Source organism: Sphingopyxis sp. (assembly GCF_016704835.1).
Taxonomy (GTDB): Bacteria; Pseudomonadota; Alphaproteobacteria; order Sphingomonadales; family Sphingomonadaceae; genus Sphingopyxis.
Genome location: NZ_JADIZJ010000006.1, coordinates 1 through 15,285, shown reverse-complemented (window position 1 = coordinate 15,285; position 15,285 = coordinate 1). Strand labels below are relative to the sequence as shown.

The following is a 15,285-nucleotide window of genomic DNA, read 5'->3' as shown; positions in this document are numbered from 1 at the left end:
TAGGCGCGATTGCGGCTCAACGAAAGGGATCACGCCGCCCGGTCGCATAATGCGCCATCGCCATCGTCGTCCATTGCGCGTTGACGCGGATACAGGTCGGGAACACGCTCGCGTCGGTGACCAGCACATTCGTCGTCCCATGCACGCGGCAGTCGAGGTCGACGATCCCATGCTGCGGGTCTTCGTTGATCGCATTGCCGCCGTGCGGATGGCTGCTCGACAGCGTCACATCATCCTGTTCGCCGATCGCGTCCGCGAAAAAGGCATCGACGTCCATATCGGGGGTGACCACCTGCCCCCGCGCCAGCGCCGGATAACATTCGATCGCCCCCGCCGCGAAATGCACCTTGGTCAGCGTCGCCATTGCATCGCGCAGCACCGGCAAATCATCGGCGGCATCAAGCTGGAACTGCAATTTGTCGTTCACGACCCGCCCGCGCCGGTCGGCGGGGAACAGGATGCCCGCCGAATGCACCCGCCCGAAATTCTTCATCCGGTTCGCATGGTCGGCGAACCAGCCGGGCATGAGCGACGCCATCGACATCGGCGGCTGAAAATGGCTTTCGAGCAGATAGTCGCCAACATCGACATAGCTCGACATCTGATCCTCGTCCCACGCGTCGCCGCCAACCCCCTCGGGCATCAGCGCGACCACCGGCGAGGCGACGTTGAGCGACACCTGATAGCCGGTGCCGTCAATGTCGCTGCGGTCGAGCAGCTTCGACGACGCGATCGTGCCCCCCGCGACGACCACCCCGACCCGCGCCCGCACCTTTGCCCGCGCCCCGCCGGGCAGCACCAGCACTACCGCCTCGGCCTCGCGCCGCCCGTCATAAGCGGTTTGCCAGACGATCCGCTCGGCCTTGGTCTCGGGCACGATGCGCGCGCCATAATCGCGGCACGCCGCGGGCAAATAGGTCTGCGCCACCCCCATGCGGCGGCCATAGGCACAGCCCGAATTGCAATAGCCGCAGTAAGCACAGGCGTTTGGCGTGTTCGGCGGGCCGAAATTCTTGGCAAACCAGTCGGTGATCGCCCGCGTATCGCGCGGCCTGCCCGACGCCGCGGCATAGGCGCGCCACCCCTCGATCAGGTGCGGTCCGTTGTGCCGTCCGCTGCGCGGCTCGATCCGCGCAATGCCCAGCTTCGCCTGCACCGCGTCATAGCTCGCATGAAACGCCGCGGCGTCGATCGGTGCGCCGATGCTCGCCCATTTCGCCAACACATCCTTCGCATCAGGGTGTGTCCGCCCCGCTTCGTTGACGCGCAGGCAGATGCCGTTGTTGATCGTCGATGATCCACCGACGCAGCGCCCCTGGAACACCACGAAATCGCGGTTGGTCGAGGTCTGCAACGCGCCATGCTTGTACAGGCTCGCGATCATGTCGAGTTCGTGGTGATGGATCTTGTGCGACGGAAAAAACGGCCCCGCCTCGACGATCAGCACCTTATAGCCCTGCGCCGCGATATTATGCGCTGCAACGCCGCCGCCCGCGCCCGATCCGATCACGACGACATCATATTCATCGCCCAGCGTGCTGGCATCAAGGATATGCGCATCGTCGATCTCGCGTCCCGTGACCGGCTTAATCGGCACCTCGTCATCGCCGCGGACGCGGTGCTTGGGCAGCGTGAACCCGATCTGGCGGTGGACCGGGTTGGCGATATTGGCGTCCTGATCCCCCGGCACCAGCCCCGGCTGCCAATGGCCATAATAGCAGGCGTAAACAATCCCGCGCAGCCGCGCCATGTCTTGAAACAGGTCGATCTGACTGTCCTGCAACCGGTCCTTCAGCTTGGCTGCACGCCCCGCGACATCATCCTCGGTAAAGAACGCCCCCCCCAGCACGACCTCGGTCGCGGTCAGCGACAGGCGGATTTCGTCGAGCTTCGTCCCTCCGACCTTGGCGAACAACTCGCAGATATTGTCGACGACCTGAGCGGCGGTGATCGCCATGGTCGCACCATGAAACAGCCCCTCGGTCAGCGCCTTCAGAAATTTGAGTTGCCCGAAATTAAACGGTGCCGTCATCGCCCTGCCCCCTGCATTCCCAGCGTCAAAGATGGCGCGTTATAGCGGGTCGAGGCAAGGCGTATTGTATCGAAGCGGCGGGACGCGGGTGGGAGCTGCCATCTCCCAGCATCGGAAAAAATCCTCCCTGTGGCGACGCCATGGGGAGGGGGACCGTTCGCGAAGCGAATGGTGGAGGGGCGGCAACGGGAGCGCCAACGCCCCTCCGTCAGCGCTTCGCGCTGCCACCTCCCCGTGGCTGCGCGACAGGGAGGATCAAAATCCCCGCCCCAGCCACGCGAGCCAGAAAAAGCCCAGATCGGCATAACCGCCGCCCGCCGGATCGCCCGCGGCCGCGCGAAACGCCGCTTCCGCTTCACCGCGCTGCCCGGCGTTCAGCCGCGCCACGCCCAGCCGCACCTGCGTACCCGCCGCATTCGGCAACTCCGCCCGCGCCGCGCCGGGCCGCGCCTTGGTAATAGCCCGATCGACCTCGGCGAAGATCTCGCGCGTCGGCGAGACAGCTCCGTCGAGCACCCCGCGGGTCACCCCTTCGCCCAGCACCGCATTCGCCTCGCGGGGTTCGCCCGCCTGGTTCAGCAATTGCGCCATTCGCTGATATTCGGCCGCCTGCGTCAGCGCCCCGACGTGGCGCGTCAAGCGGAACAGGTCAATTTCCAGCGCCCCCTCCGCCGCCACCAGCTGCCGGTACACGACCAGCGCGATGCGCCAGTTTTCGGGCGTCGGATAGGCGCCGACCAGCGCGCGCGCGGCGTCGATCCCCGGTGCCACCAGCCGACCCTGCTGGGAGATGCTCAGCCGTTGCCGATACCAGACCTCCGCAACCGGCTGGCCCAGCGCGGCCCGCGCCGCGATCGCGCGCGTCAACAGGTCCATGGCACCCGGCGCATCCGTTTGCGCCAAACGGACCTGCGCCAGATTGGCGAGCGCGTCGGGATCGGAGGGCGCCAGCTCGGCCAGTCGCCCCCACAACCGCCCCGCTGTATCGAAATCCCCGGCGCGATAGGCGATCTGCCCGCGCACCGCGAGATAGCCGGCCAGCCGTTCGGGCCGCGTCAACGGGCTGGCGATCAGCACATCCAGCGCCCCGGCGCGCATGCCGTCGTCGCCGCGCCGATTGCCGATCTCGAGTTCGTAAAGCGCCAGCGCGAAGTGCGCATCGCGGCTGTTCGCGATCCGCCGCGCATCGGCCAGCGCGCGGTCCTGCCGCGCCGACTGCGTCGCGCGGGCCAGATTGCCAAGGTTCGACAGCGCCCGCATCTCCTGCGGCGACACCGCCAGCCTGCTCCCGCCAATTTGCATGACGGTGCTGACCTTGTCCTGCGCTTCGGCAGCGGGCGAGGTGGCAAAACTGGCGTTGACCAGCAGCAGCGCCGCCGCGGCAAGGCGCGCGCGCGGACCCAACTGCATTTGCGGGCCACTCGCCTTCGGTTGGCCTTTTCGAGGGGTCTGGATCGCCACGATAGCTGCTCACCCAAAGGATCGATTTATGCGTGATGGACTACGCTTGTCTCGCAATGCTTACAATGGCTTGTCCGCTTTGGGTTGCGGAGCCGAAATCCAAATCCTCTCCCTGAGCGAGAGGATAGCGCAGCTTGCTCCGTAAGGAGCTTGCGAAGCTTGGTGAGGGGGTGAGCCGCCAGCGGGCGAAGACCCCTCTCAACTTCGGCGAGGCAGCAAGCTGCCAAGCCTTCGTATCGCTCCCTCAAGGGGAGAGAGGGAGAATTTCCAACGTCCGCAACTGTTCGTGAACGAAGGCAATTTCGCGGGCAGCGAACCTGACCCCCGTCGAACCGCCTTCTACACCGCCTTCTTCGCCTGCCGGAATTTGTGCAGCAGCGGCTCGGTGTAACCCGACGGCTGGGTCACGCCCTCGAAGATCAGCGCGCGCGCGGCCTGATAGGCGATCCCGTCGGGGGTGAGCGTTTCATAGAGCGGATCGCCCGCATTCTGCGCATCGACCTTGACCGCCATCCGCGCCAGCGCCGCGTCGACCTGCTCCGCCGAACAGACACTATGCAGCAGCCAGTTCGCCAGCGCCTGCGACGCAATTCGCAGCGTCGCGCGGTCTTCCATCAGCCCGATGTCGTCGATATCGGGTACCTTCGAACAGCCGACGCCCTGGTCGATCCAGCGCACCACATAGCCGAGGATGCCCTGACAATTATTGTCGAGTTCGCGGGTAATCTCGGCCTCACTCCAGTTGCGTCCGGTGGCGACCGGAATGTTCAGCAAACGATCGAGCGACGGCACCGCCTCACCCGCGATCTCCTTCTGCCGCGCGAACACATCGACCTGGTGATAATGCAGCGCGTGCAACGTCGCGGCGGTCGGCGACGGCACCCATGCGGTATTCGCGCCCGATTTGGGATGGCCGATCTTCGCCTCGAGCATCGCCTTCATGAGGTCGGGCATTGCCCACATGCCTTTGCCGATCTGCGCCTTGCCGCTGAGGCCGCAGGCAAGGCCGATGCGGACGTTGCGATCCTCGTAGCTGGCGATCCAATCGCTCGCCTTCATCTCGCCCTTGGGGATCATCGGCCCCGCGCGCATGCTGGTGTGGATCTCGTCACCGGTGCGGTCGAGGAAGCCCGTGTTGATGAACACGATGCGGTCCTTCACCGCGTGGATGCACGCGGCGAGGTTCGCGCTGGTACGACGCTCCTCGTCCATCACCCCGACCTTAACCGTGTGGCGCGCAAGGCCGAGCATATCCTCGACCGCGTCGAACAATCGGTCGGTAAAGCCGCACTCTTCAGGTCCGTGCTGCTTCGGCTTGACGATATAGATGCTGCCCGCACGGCTGTTGGTCAGCGCGCCGAGCCCCTTGAGATCGTGGAGCGCGCACAGGCTGGTGATCACGGCATCGCACAGCCCCTCGGGGGCTTCGGCCCCGCCGGGCAACCGGATCATTGGCGTCGTCATTAGATGCCCAACGTTGCGCACGAACATCACGCTGCGCCCGTGCAGAGCGAAGGGCTCGCCCGCAGGCGACGTCCATTCACGGTCGGATTCCATCGCGCGCGTGACCGTCGCCCCGCCCTTGGCGAAACTTTCGGTGAGGTCGCCGCGCATCAGCCCGAGCCAGTTGGTGTAGCCGAGCGTTTTGTCTTCGCCATCGACCGCGGCGACGCTGTCCTCGAGATCGATGATCGTCGTCAGCGCGGCTTCGAGCACGACGTCGGCGATGCCGGCCGGGTCGGTCTTGCCGATCGCGCTGTCGGGGTCGATCACCAGTTCCATGTGCAGCCCGTTGTGGCGGAGCAGGATGCCGCCGGGCTTGCTGCCGACCCACTGCGCCGGATCGGCGAGCGTCAATTGCCCGCCCTGCCAGTCGGCCCAGCTGCCCGATGCCAGCGGCACCGCTTGGTCGAGAAATGCCTTGGCGCGCGCGATCACGGCGGCGCCGCGGTCGGCGTCATAACCGCCGGGCCGTGCAGGCGGCGCTTCGAGCGCATCGGTGCCGTAGAGCGCGTCATACAAGCTGCCCCAGCGCGCATTGGCGGCGTTGAGGGCAAAGCGCGCGTTGAGCGCGGGGACGACCAGCTGCGGCCCCGCCATCGTCGCAATCTCGGGATCGACATTCTGCGTGGCGATCGCAAACGGCGCGGGCTCATCGACGAGGTAGCCGATCTCGCGCAAGAACGCCTGATAGGCCTGCGGGTCGTGCGCCTGTCCGACACGCGCTTCGTGCCACGCATCGATCTGCGCCTGCAAATCCTCGCGCTTGGCCAATAGCGCCGAATTTTCGGGCGCGAAACTGCCCAGCAAGGCGGCAAAATCGCTCCAGAATCTGGCTGCATCGAGCCCCGTTCCGGGCAGCGCGCGCTGGTCGATGAAGTCGGCCAGACGCGAATCGACCGACAGGCCGGAACGATCGAGAAAATCAGTCATGCTAGCACCCTCTGGTCGGCGCGGCTGCGCCAGTGGACCCGGGGAGGAAAGGGCCGCCGCCCTATGCCGCGATTGACCGGATATGGCAATGGCGGCGATTTCATGCATAGGATTTCAGGCAATGGGTTTCGTTTCGGCACTTGCCGGGACGGCCAGCATGTGCATTATGTTGCAATGCACAACGCAATCTCTCCCCTCCTCCCCCAGGCAAGCTCATGAACGAAGCCCGACTGACATTGATGGAAGCGATCGCGCGCAAGCGCGTCGTCACCGCGCAGTACAACGGCCAGCAGATGAAGCTCGCGCCGCACCAGATGTTCGAACGCCGCGGCGACCTGTTCGTCAGCGCGCTCAACCTCGACAAGAGCTGGCGGTCCGACGACGAACGGCGGCTCGGCCATTTCAAACTCGACGGGCTTGTCGACCCCGCGCTGATCGATGACAGCTTCGAACCCTTGCCGTCGTTCGAGGCCGCACCGCCACAAAGCGACGATACGCTGCTCCTCGCGGTCTGACCGCCGCGGCATAACCACGGGTCATAAGCGACCGATGATTCGATCCCGGTGGGGGTGGCAAGCCCCGCGCCGCTCGCTATAGCCGTACGATGACCTCGCTTACGGCCACCGAAACCGCCACGCTTGAACGCGCCGCCGACGCCCCGATGCTGGCGCAGGTGGAGCGCTGGGCCGCGGTAAACAGCGGTACCGGTAACCTCGCGGGGCTGAAGAATATCGCAGGGCAACTCGCCGATGCGTTCGCGGTGCTGCCCGGCGATGTTCGCCTCGTCGCCGCCGATCCGGTCGAGAATGTCGATGCTGCGGGCCATGTCAACACCATCCAGCGCGGCGATCATCTCCACGTGCGAGTGCGTCCCGATGCACCGGTACAATTGCTGCTCACCGGCCATATGGACACCGTGTTCGCCGCCGATCATCCGTTCCAAAACCTGAAATGGCTCGAACCCGGCGTGCTGAACGGCCCCGGCACCGCCGACATGAAGGCCGGGATTTCGGTGATCCTCGCCGCGCTTGGCGCGCTCGAAGCCTCGCCGTTCGCCGAACGCGTCGGCTATGATCTGATGATCAACAGCGACGAAGAAACCGGGAGCCATGCCTCGGCGCGGCTGATTGCCGAACTTGCCGTCGGAAAAACCGCCGCTTTGACCTACGAGCCCGCGCTGCCCGACGGCACGCTGGCGGGGGCACGGCCGGGAAGCGGCAACTTCAGCGTCATCATCCACGGCCGCAGCGCCCACGCCGGCCGCAACCCCGAAGAGGGCCGCAACGCCCTCGTCGCGGCAGCCGACCTCGCGATGCGCCTGAATGCACTCAAGTCCATGGAATTAAAAGTTAATCCTGCCCGGATCGACGGCGGAGGCCCTAATAATGTCGTCCCCGATCAAGCCATCCTGCGCGTCAACCTGCGCCCCACGACCCCGGAAGCGATGGTGGCCGCCGAAGTCGCGCTACGTGACACTATAGCCAACATCCAGCGCGACCACGACGTCCACTGCCACCTCCACGGCGGCTTCAACCGCCCGCCCAAACCGCTCGATCCCGCCGGCACCAGACTGTTTGAACTGGTGCGCGACTGCGGCGCCGCGCTGGGCTTGCTGCCGATCCGCTGGAACGCCACCGGCGGGGTGTGCGACGGCAATAATATCGCCGCCTGCGGCATCCCGGTGGTGGATACGATGGGCCCGCGCGGCGGCGCGATCCACTCAGCGGACGAATTTCTGATCGTCGACAGCCTCGCCGAGCGCGCGCAGCTGTCGGCACTCACCATGATAAGATTAGCGGAACGGGGGACAGTGTGAATTACGTGATCCGGGCAGCCAAGCCGGGCGATTTGCAGAGCATTTACGAGATGGCAAAGCTGACCGGCGGCGGCTTCACCAACTTGCCCCCCGACAAAAAGGCGCTGCGCTCAAAGCTCGAACGCACCGAAGCCTCGTTCGCGAGCGACAAGGAATATCCCTCGGACGAACTGTACCTGCTCGTGCTCGAAGACCTCGACAGCGGCGAAGTGCGCGGGACCTGCCAGATTTTCGGACAGGTCGGCCAGCGCTGGCCCTTTTATTCCTATCGCATCGGTACCGACAGCAAGCATAGCGAACAGCTCGGCCGCACCTTTCACGCGCAAATCCTGATGCTGAGCAACGACCTCAACGGGTCGAGCGAGGTCGGCGGACTGTTCCTGCACCCTGCGGCGCGCGCCGGCGGGCTCGGGCTGCTGCTCGCGCGCTCGCGCTATTTGTTTATCGCGCGGCACCGGGCGCGTTTTGGCGACCGGATCCTCGCCGAGCTGCGCGGGGTGATCGACGAAGCCGGGGGCTCGCCCTTCTGGGACGGAGTCGCGGGCAAATTCTTCGGGATGAGCTTTCAGGAAGCCGACCAGTTCAACGCGGTCCACGGCAATCAGTTCATCGCAGACCTGATGCCCAAGCATCCGGTCTATATCGCGATGCTCAGCGAACATGCGCGCAGCGTCATCGGCGTGCCGCATCCTAGCGGCCGCGCCGCGATGCGGATGCTGGAGAATGAGAATTTCGCGTTCGAAAATTACGTCGACATTTTCGACGGCGGCCCGACGATGACCGCGCGCACCGACCAAGTGGCCAGCATCGCCGGCGCCAGACATGTCGAGATTTCGGGGATCGCCGGCGCCGACGACCCGGGTGCCAACGACGCACTGGTCGCGACGGGACAGCTTGCCGATTTCCGCTGCTGTTTCGGCAAGGTCGGCCAAGGTTCGACGATCAACAGCGAGGCGGCAAAGCTGCTCGGCGTCGGCAAGGGCGCCAACATCAGCTGGATCGGACGCTAAAGATGCTGACCGAGATCAATTTCGACGGGATCATCGGCCCGAGCCATAATTACGCCGGGCTCAGCCGCGGCAATATCGCATCAGCGAACAACGCCGGCGACGTGTCGCAGCCGCGCGCCGCGGCGTTGCAGGGCATCGAGAAGATGCGCCACAATCTCGCGCTCGGGCTGCCGCAAGGCTTCTTCATGCCGCTCGACCGCCCGGACGTGGTTTGGCTGGAAACGCTCGGCACAACATTGGAACAAGCCGAGGGCCATTTGCGCGCGCAGGCTTGGTCGGCGTCGTCGATGTGGGCGGCGAATGCCGCGACGGTCTCCCCCGCGCCCGACAGCGGCGACGGCAAATGCCATCTGACCGTCGCCAACCTCGTCACCATGCCGCACCGCAGCCACGAATGGCCGGGGACGCTGGCACAGCTTCGCCTCGCCTTCGCCGACCCCGCCTTTGCCGTCCACGCACCGATCCCAGCCCCGTTCGGCGACGAGGGCGCGGCGAACCATATGCGGTTGTGCAGCGGGCACGACGGGCAGGGCGTCGAGATCTTCGTTTATGGCGTTGGCGGCGGCCGCTTCCCGGCGCGCCAGCATCTCGATGCGTCGAAGGCGATCGCGCGCCACCACCGGCTCGACCCCGCGCGCACACTCTTCATCCGCCAGTCGGACACTGCGATTCAGGGCGGCGCGTTCCACAATGACGTCGTCGCGGTCGCGAACGAGCATGTCCTGTTCACTCACGAGGCCGCGTTCGAAGACCGCGAGGGCGCGCACGCCGAAATCCGCGCCGCCTTTCCCGCGGTCGAGATCGTCGAGGTGCCCGCAAGCGCGGTGAGCCTTCCTGATGCTATCAAATCCTATCTCTTCAACGCCCAGCTCGTCAGCTTGCCAGTGGGCGGCATGGGGCTGGTACTGCCGACCGAGGCGCAGGCAATCCCCGCAGTGTGGAACTGGCTGGAGGCGCATGTCGCAGGCAACGGGCCGATCCGCCGCTTGCTGCCGGTCAATGTTCGCCAGTCGATGGCAAACGGCGGTGGCCCGGCGTGCCTGCGGCTGCGCGTCGTCGCCGATCCCGCCACCGTCGATCCGCGATTCATGGCGGACGACGCGAAGCTCGACCGGATTGCCGAGGTGGTGGCAAGCCACTGGCCCGAGGCGATCGCGCCGGGCGATCTCGCTTCGGCGGCGCTGGCTTCCGACGTGCGCAGCGCGCGCGCCGCGCTGCTTGCGGCGCTCGACATCAGCGAGCTGACCTGAGCCATGAAAATCCGCGAATTGCTCGGCACAGCGCAGGTCCCCGGCGGCGACGAACTGCGCCTTTTCCGGCGCGGCGATGATTTCATCATCGCGGTCGAGGGCAATGAGTTGATGAGCAGCCGGATGAGCGGTTCGGAAGAAGCGCTGGCGACGATGACCTGCGACCGGCTACGCAGTCCGGACGCCGCCCATCTGCTGATCGGCGGCTATGGTATGGGGTTTACCTTGCGCGCGGCGCTAGCAACGCTGGGGCCAGACGCCCGGATCACCGTTTCCGAACTCGTTCCCGGCATCATCGATTGGGCGCGCGGGCCGATGGCTGAGCTCGCCGCAAATTGCCTCGACGATCCGCGCGTCGAGCTTGTCCTGCAAGATGTCGCGATCGTGATTGGCGCGGCGACGCGCCGCTATGACGCGATTCTGCTCGACGTCGATAATGGTCCCGACGCCCTGACGCGCGCCGCCAACGACCAGATTTACTCGCCATCAGGATTGGCGATAGCCAAGGCCGCGCTGCGCCCCGGAGGGATATTGGCGATTTGGTCGGCCGCGCCCGACGCGCGCTTTATGCGCCGATTGAGCGCGGCGGGCTTTCAGGTCGAAGAGGTCGGCGTGCGCGCCCGCAGCAATGGCAAAGGTCCACGCCACGTGATCTGGTTTGCGCGAGCGGCGTGAGCCTGCCCCACGACAAGGAGTTTGTCGCCGCGTGCGCTGGACCTAGGGTTGCACCCATGCGGATGCATGCCATGACAGGCCCTGCCGCGCTGGCTTTCTTGCTGTCCGCCTGCGCCGGGAACAATTTTCGGCCAGTTGCCGACACGCCGATCCGCATCGGCCCCGCTTATGCAATCCGCGGTACGACCTATGTGCCGGCCGCCGCCCCCGGCTATGACGCGCTCGGCTATGCCAGCTGGTATGGCAGCGAATCGGGCAATCGCACCGCCAATGGCGAGCAGTTTCGCCCCGGCTGGATCACCGCCGCGCACACCACGCTGCCCCTGCCGACCTATGTCGAAGTGACCGCGCTTGATACCGGGCGGCGGATCATCGTGCGGGTCAATGATCGCGGACCGTTCGCGCAGGGTCGGATTATCGACCTGTCGCGCGGCGCCGCCGAACTTCTGGGCATCAAGGCACAGGGTCATGCCGCAGTGCGCGTGCGACGTGTCGAGCCGTCGGAGAAAGATCGTGAGCGGCTGCGCAGGGGCAGGCCCGCCGCGTCGCTCGAGCGCGTATCGCAAAGCGCGTTGCAAAAGCTGCGGGCGCAGCAGTCTGTTGCGCCGCGGTAAGTCAAGATCGGCGACACCCGCGTTACCCCCTTTCCCATTCTGTCGGATTAACTTACAGTTTACCATAAGTCCGGCGCAGCAAATCCCGCTTTTGCGCCGGTGGCACGGCTCTTGCTGGATAAGTGATGATGTGGAAAAAAATCGGACGCCTCTTCGTCATCAAGACCCGCTTTGAAGCGTGCCTGATCATCTATGCGCTGGCGGTGGGCGCGATGGCGCGCGGCAGCGCCTATCTGCACGAATATCCGGGGATCGGCGGCAAGCTGCTGCTAGTCGCGTGCAGCGGCGCGGTTTTTCTGGCTGGAGCCAAGATTTTCGACTGCCTGCGCTATGAACAAGCCGCGGCGCGCGCCAAAATGGCGGACTAAACCGCAGCGGCCTTCCCCGCATCACCAGGATATGCAAAGGCGGGAGCCATGAGCAGGATCAGCGGCCGGCCGGCCATCAGTACCGAACATGTCTATGGCCTGACACTGCGCGTCGCGCGCTGGCGGGCTGGCGCGGGAGGCACGCCGCTGTTGTTTCTGAACGGCATCGGTGCCGACTTGGCCGCCGCGGCGCCGCTGCTCGCGCAAATCCACGGCCGCGAGGTGTGGACGCTCGACATGCCCGGGGTCGGCGGCTCGCCCGACGCCCTGCTGCCCTATGGCGCATCGACGATCGCCGCAGTGGTGATGGAGATCGCCGATCGTTTTGATCACAAGATGATCGACATCGCAGGGTTCAGCTGGGGCGGCGCGCTGGCGCAGCAGATTGCGGTCCAGTTTCCCGGCCGCGTCCGCCGCCTCGTCCTGATGGCAACGACACCCGTTATGGGCGCGCCCGGGATTGGGTGGGCCGCGATGTTCGACGACGACATGCAGGCGAGCGGGCTGAAAATCCAGACCGCGACCCCGCTGGGCATAGCGTATCAGACGGCGGCGATGGCGGGTTGGACCAGCGCGGCCTGTCTGCCGAAGCTGGAGGCGCTGCCGACGCTGGTACTGACCGGCGAACGGGATGGCGTCATGCCCGCCTGCTATGGTCAGATGCTTGCCAGCCTGATCGACGGCTCGGTGCTGGAGGTGGTGCCGGGATCGCACCTGTTTCCCTTCACCCACGCCGCCGCGATTGCGGCGCGGATCAGCGCGTTTCTGGTTCAACCGGCGGCGGGGCAACAAGCCGCCGCTTAAGGAAATCGGCAATCGCAGCCGCTGTCGCGTCAGGGTCTTCATCCATCGGCAAATGACCGATATTTTTGAGCAGCACCACTTCAGACCCCCGCATCCTTTCACCGAAAGTCTGCGCCCCGCTGGGATTGATGATGCGATCTTTATCGCCGAACAGGATCAGCGTCGGCGCCTTGATTTCACCGACCCGCGCCGCCATCGCGGGTTCGCGGTCCATCCGCGCCCGCAGCACAGTCGCCTCGCGATTGCCGGGGAAGCGCAGCAACTCCCAATAGCGGTCGATCATCGCCCCATCGACGATCGTCTGCTTTTCGACCGATCCGCGCAGCGACTGTTCGACCAGCGCGCGCGGCGTGATCTGGGTCGCGAGCCAGCGACCGAAGGGATATTTCAGGATCCGAAAGCCGACATTGGATTCGGGCGCCTTCTCTCCTCGGCGCGGCGGCATGCCGCTTGCGTCGAGCAATAGCAGCGCATCGACCCGCCCCGGCCGTGCCAATGCGTAACGCCATGCAACCCAACCGCCCATCGAATTGCCGCCAAGGATGAAGCGATCGAGGCCAAGCTTTGCGGCGACGACATCGACCGCCGCTGCCATGCCGTCGGCGCTGTAATCCTTGTCCGGAGTGCCACCGGTCAGCCCATGGCCGGGCAGGTCGAGCGTGACGATACGGTAATCGGCGCCCAGCCGCTGCACCAGCGGTTCCCAGGTGTGCAGGCTGCTGTTCGACCCGTGCAGGAGGATAATTGCAGGCCCGCCGCGCTTGCCCTGGTCGCGATAGTGGATGCGCTGCCCCGCCGGTCCGGCCGCGAACACCGCGTTCGGTCCGCCATATTTGGCGATCATCGCCTCGCGATCGGTATCCGACGTGCGCAGCGCGAGGAAAATGGCGAGGATCGCGACGAGCAACCCCAGCGGGATCAGTAACCGCTTTCGCCGGAACAACGGACGCCGCGGCGGCTGTGGTTCGAAATCGTCGTCTTCGATCATCATCACGCCCCCCTCACGGCTGGCGCGACCCTAGCGCGCGAGCGCAGTCCGTCAATGCGAGGCTAGTCGTGAATTTGGCGACGAAAAGTTTCCGGCAGGAAGAACAGCCCGATGACCAGCGTGATCACCGCTACCACGACCGGGTACCACAGGCCGTAGTAGATATTGCCCGTCGCCGCGACCATCGCGAACGCGGTCGTCGGCAGGAAGCCGCCGAACCATCCGTTGCCGATATGATAGGGCAGCGACATCGAGGTGTAGCGATGCGGCTTGGGAACAACTCGACCAGCATCGCGGCGATCGGACCATAAACCATCGTCACCAGAAGCACGAGGTAGAAGAGGATCGCGACGACGAGCGGTTTGTTGATCGCCGCAAGGTCGGCTTTCGGCGGATAGCCAGCTTCCGTCAGCGCCTCTGGATGGACCTGATCTCGCCCAGATTCTTCCATTGGCGCTGGCGAGCCGCCGAAGGTCGTTGTCGCTACCTCCAGCACGATGCGATTTCCGACGAGAAGCCGCATTTCGTTCGATCCCGGCGCGAGTTGCCGGTCTTCCGTCTGATAAGGCACACCTGCCTCGCCAACAGGGCTTGGCGACGTCGCAGGGACTTGTGTTGAACTTGTTTTGACCGATCGGATCGAACTGAAATGAGCAGTATGTTGCGTCCGTGATGAGAGTCACCGGCGCGCGCCTGCGCCTCGGCCAGCGCCGGGTTGGCGGCGGTGGTCAGCATGTGGAACGCCGGAAAATAGGTCAGCGCGGCGAGCGCACAGCCTGTCAGGATGATCGCCTTGCGCCCGATCTTGTCGCTCAGCCAACCGAACAGGATGAAGAAAGGCGTGCCGAGCGCGAGCGCAATGGCGATCAATATGTTCGCGGTCGCGCCGTCAACCTTCAGCGTCTTTTTCGAGGAAGAACAGCGCATAGAATTGGCCGGTGTACCAAACGACCGCCTGCCCCGGCAGCGCCGGAACAAGGCGATGATCACCCATTTGAGGTTGCCCCAGCGCCCGAACGCTTCGGTCAGCGGCGCCTTTGACGTCGTACCCTCATCCTTCATTTTCTGGAAAACGGGGCTTTCGTTGAGCTGCATGCGGATCCACAACGATACGCCGAGCAGGATGATCGAGACCAGGAACGGGATGCGCCAGCCCCAATCGGCAAACGCTTCCTCGCCGATCAGGGTGCGGATGGTGATGACGACGCCCAGCGCCGCGAACAGGCCGAGCGTCGCGGTGGTCTGATGAAGCTGGTGAAGAGCCCACGCTTTCCCTCGGGCGCATGTTCGGCCACATACGTCGCCGCGCCGCCATATTCGCCGCCGAGCGCCAAAGGCGAGGATAACCTTGCGTTCGCTTTGGCGCGTGTCGATGGGGTGTTGCCCTGATCGGTCCGGTCATCCTCTTCCCCGATCGCCCTGAGCCAGTCGAAGGCCGTTCTCCGTTTAGCGACGCTAAAGGAAAGAGCGGTGCTTCGACAAGCCCAGCGCGAGCGGAAAGAGAATATTGTTTAGCGCATCAACCGACGCGCGTCACCGCACCTTTGCGCGCCGACGCCTTGTTGCGCGGGCGGAAGCGGCGCTTGCGCTGGCCTTTCGGCGCCTTCGCCGGCCGGAGTATCGCGGCGCGGACCGCGATCACCGCGCGGGCTGGCCGCCGCCGGCTGGCGGCGCATCCTGACGCTGACGGTTCGGGTCGCGGCCCTGGCCGCCGGTGCTCACGCGGGCCCCGCAACCGGCTTGGGGGCAGGTTGGGCACCAGCTCATTGAAATTCTCCGGCAGCGGCATCGGCTCGGACTTGATGCGCGTGACGCGCCTGATGTCCTTCATATA

The 15,285-nt window shown here is 65.3% G+C and carries 13 protein-coding genes and 2 pseudogenes; 8 read left to right on the top strand and 7 right to left on the bottom strand.

Features of this window, described 5'->3' with window-relative positions; genetic code table 11:
* Nucleotides 1-16 precede the first annotated feature (16 nt).
* The 3 genes from IPF76_RS11505 to IPF76_RS11495 form a co-directional block, all read right to left on the bottom strand.
* The gene (locus IPF76_RS11505; RefSeq protein WP_293843891.1) at nt 17-2,032 is read right to left on the bottom strand and encodes a GMC family oxidoreductase N-terminal domain-containing protein; all 2,016 of its coding nucleotides are present in this window, start codon (nt 2,030-2,032) and stop codon (nt 17-19) included.
* 255 nt (nt 2,033-2,287) lie between these two features.
* The gene (locus tag IPF76_RS11500) at nt 2,288-3,442 is read right to left on the bottom strand and encodes a tetratricopeptide repeat protein (RefSeq protein ID WP_293843888.1); all 1,155 of its coding nucleotides are present in this window, start codon (nt 3,440-3,442) and stop codon (nt 2,288-2,290) included.
* Nucleotides 3,443-3,832: 390 nt separating this feature from the next.
* Entirely contained in the window at nt 3,833-5,926 is a 2,094-nt protein-coding gene (locus IPF76_RS11495) for a malate synthase G (RefSeq protein WP_293843885.1), read from the bottom strand.
* A 215-nt stretch (nt 5,927-6,141) separates the two neighbouring features.
* Between IPF76_RS11495 and IPF76_RS11490 the strand changes: the two genes are divergently transcribed.
* The 8 genes from IPF76_RS11490 to IPF76_RS11455 all read left to right on the top strand — a co-directional run bounded on the left by IPF76_RS11490 (nt 6,142) and on the right by IPF76_RS11455 (nt 12,463).
* Nucleotides 6,142-6,441 (top strand): WYL domain-containing protein, encoded by a 300-nt coding sequence (locus tag IPF76_RS11490; RefSeq protein ID WP_293843882.1) that lies wholly within the window; start codon nt 6,142-6,144, stop codon nt 6,439-6,441.
* 89 nt (nt 6,442-6,530) lie between these two features.
* Nucleotides 6,531-7,742, top strand: a complete 1,212-nt coding sequence (locus tag IPF76_RS11485) for a hydrolase (RefSeq protein WP_293843879.1) — start codon at nt 6,531-6,533, stop codon at nt 7,740-7,742.
* On the top strand, nt 7,739-8,752 hold the full coding sequence (locus IPF76_RS11480) for an arginine N-succinyltransferase (RefSeq protein WP_293843876.1): 1,014 nt from the start codon (nt 7,739-7,741) through the stop codon (nt 8,750-8,752). Before IPF76_RS11485 ends, IPF76_RS11480 begins: the two co-directional genes overlap by 4 nt.
* Nucleotides 8,753-8,754: 2 nt before the next feature.
* On the top strand, nt 8,755-10,002 hold the full coding sequence (locus IPF76_RS11475; RefSeq protein WP_293843873.1) for an N-succinylarginine dihydrolase: 1,248 nt from the start codon (nt 8,755-8,757) through the stop codon (nt 10,000-10,002).
* A gap of 3 nt (nt 10,003-10,005) precedes the next feature.
* Nucleotides 10,006-10,677, top strand: coding sequence for a spermidine synthase (locus IPF76_RS11470; RefSeq protein ID WP_293843870.1), 672 nt, complete (start codon nt 10,006-10,008; stop codon nt 10,675-10,677).
* Between the two features lie 62 nt (nt 10,678-10,739).
* Entirely contained in the window at nt 10,740-11,291 is a 552-nt protein-coding gene (locus IPF76_RS11465; RefSeq protein WP_293844633.1) for a septal ring lytic transglycosylase RlpA family protein, read from the top strand.
* A 128-nt stretch (nt 11,292-11,419) separates the two neighbouring features.
* Nucleotides 11,420-11,659 (top strand): hypothetical protein, encoded by a 240-nt coding sequence (locus tag IPF76_RS11460; protein ID WP_293844630.1) that lies wholly within the window; start codon nt 11,420-11,422, stop codon nt 11,657-11,659.
* A gap of 48 nt (nt 11,660-11,707) precedes the next feature.
* On the top strand, nt 11,708-12,463 hold the full coding sequence (locus IPF76_RS11455; RefSeq protein WP_293843867.1) for an alpha/beta hydrolase: 756 nt from the start codon (nt 11,708-11,710) through the stop codon (nt 12,461-12,463).
* Here IPF76_RS11455 and IPF76_RS11450 read toward each other — a convergent pair.
* The 4 genes and pseudogenes from IPF76_RS11450 to IPF76_RS11435 all read right to left on the bottom strand — a co-directional run.
* Entirely contained in the window at nt 12,414-13,454 is a 1,041-nt protein-coding gene (locus IPF76_RS11450; protein ID WP_293843864.1) for an alpha/beta hydrolase, read from the bottom strand. The genes IPF76_RS11455 and IPF76_RS11450 overlap by 50 nt on opposite strands.
* Nucleotides 13,455-13,513: 59 nt before the next feature.
* A pseudogene (locus IPF76_RS11445) lies at nt 13,514-13,866 on the bottom strand (MFS transporter); the annotation flags it as partial.
* Between the two features lie 68 nt (nt 13,867-13,934).
* The gene (locus IPF76_RS11440; RefSeq protein WP_293844627.1) at nt 13,935-14,663 is read right to left on the bottom strand and encodes an MFS transporter; all 729 of its coding nucleotides are present in this window, start codon (nt 14,661-14,663) and stop codon (nt 13,935-13,937) included.
* 307 nt (nt 14,664-14,970) lie between these two features.
* Nucleotides 14,971-15,285, bottom strand: a pseudogene (locus tag IPF76_RS11435) (DEAD/DEAH box helicase); the annotation flags it as partial.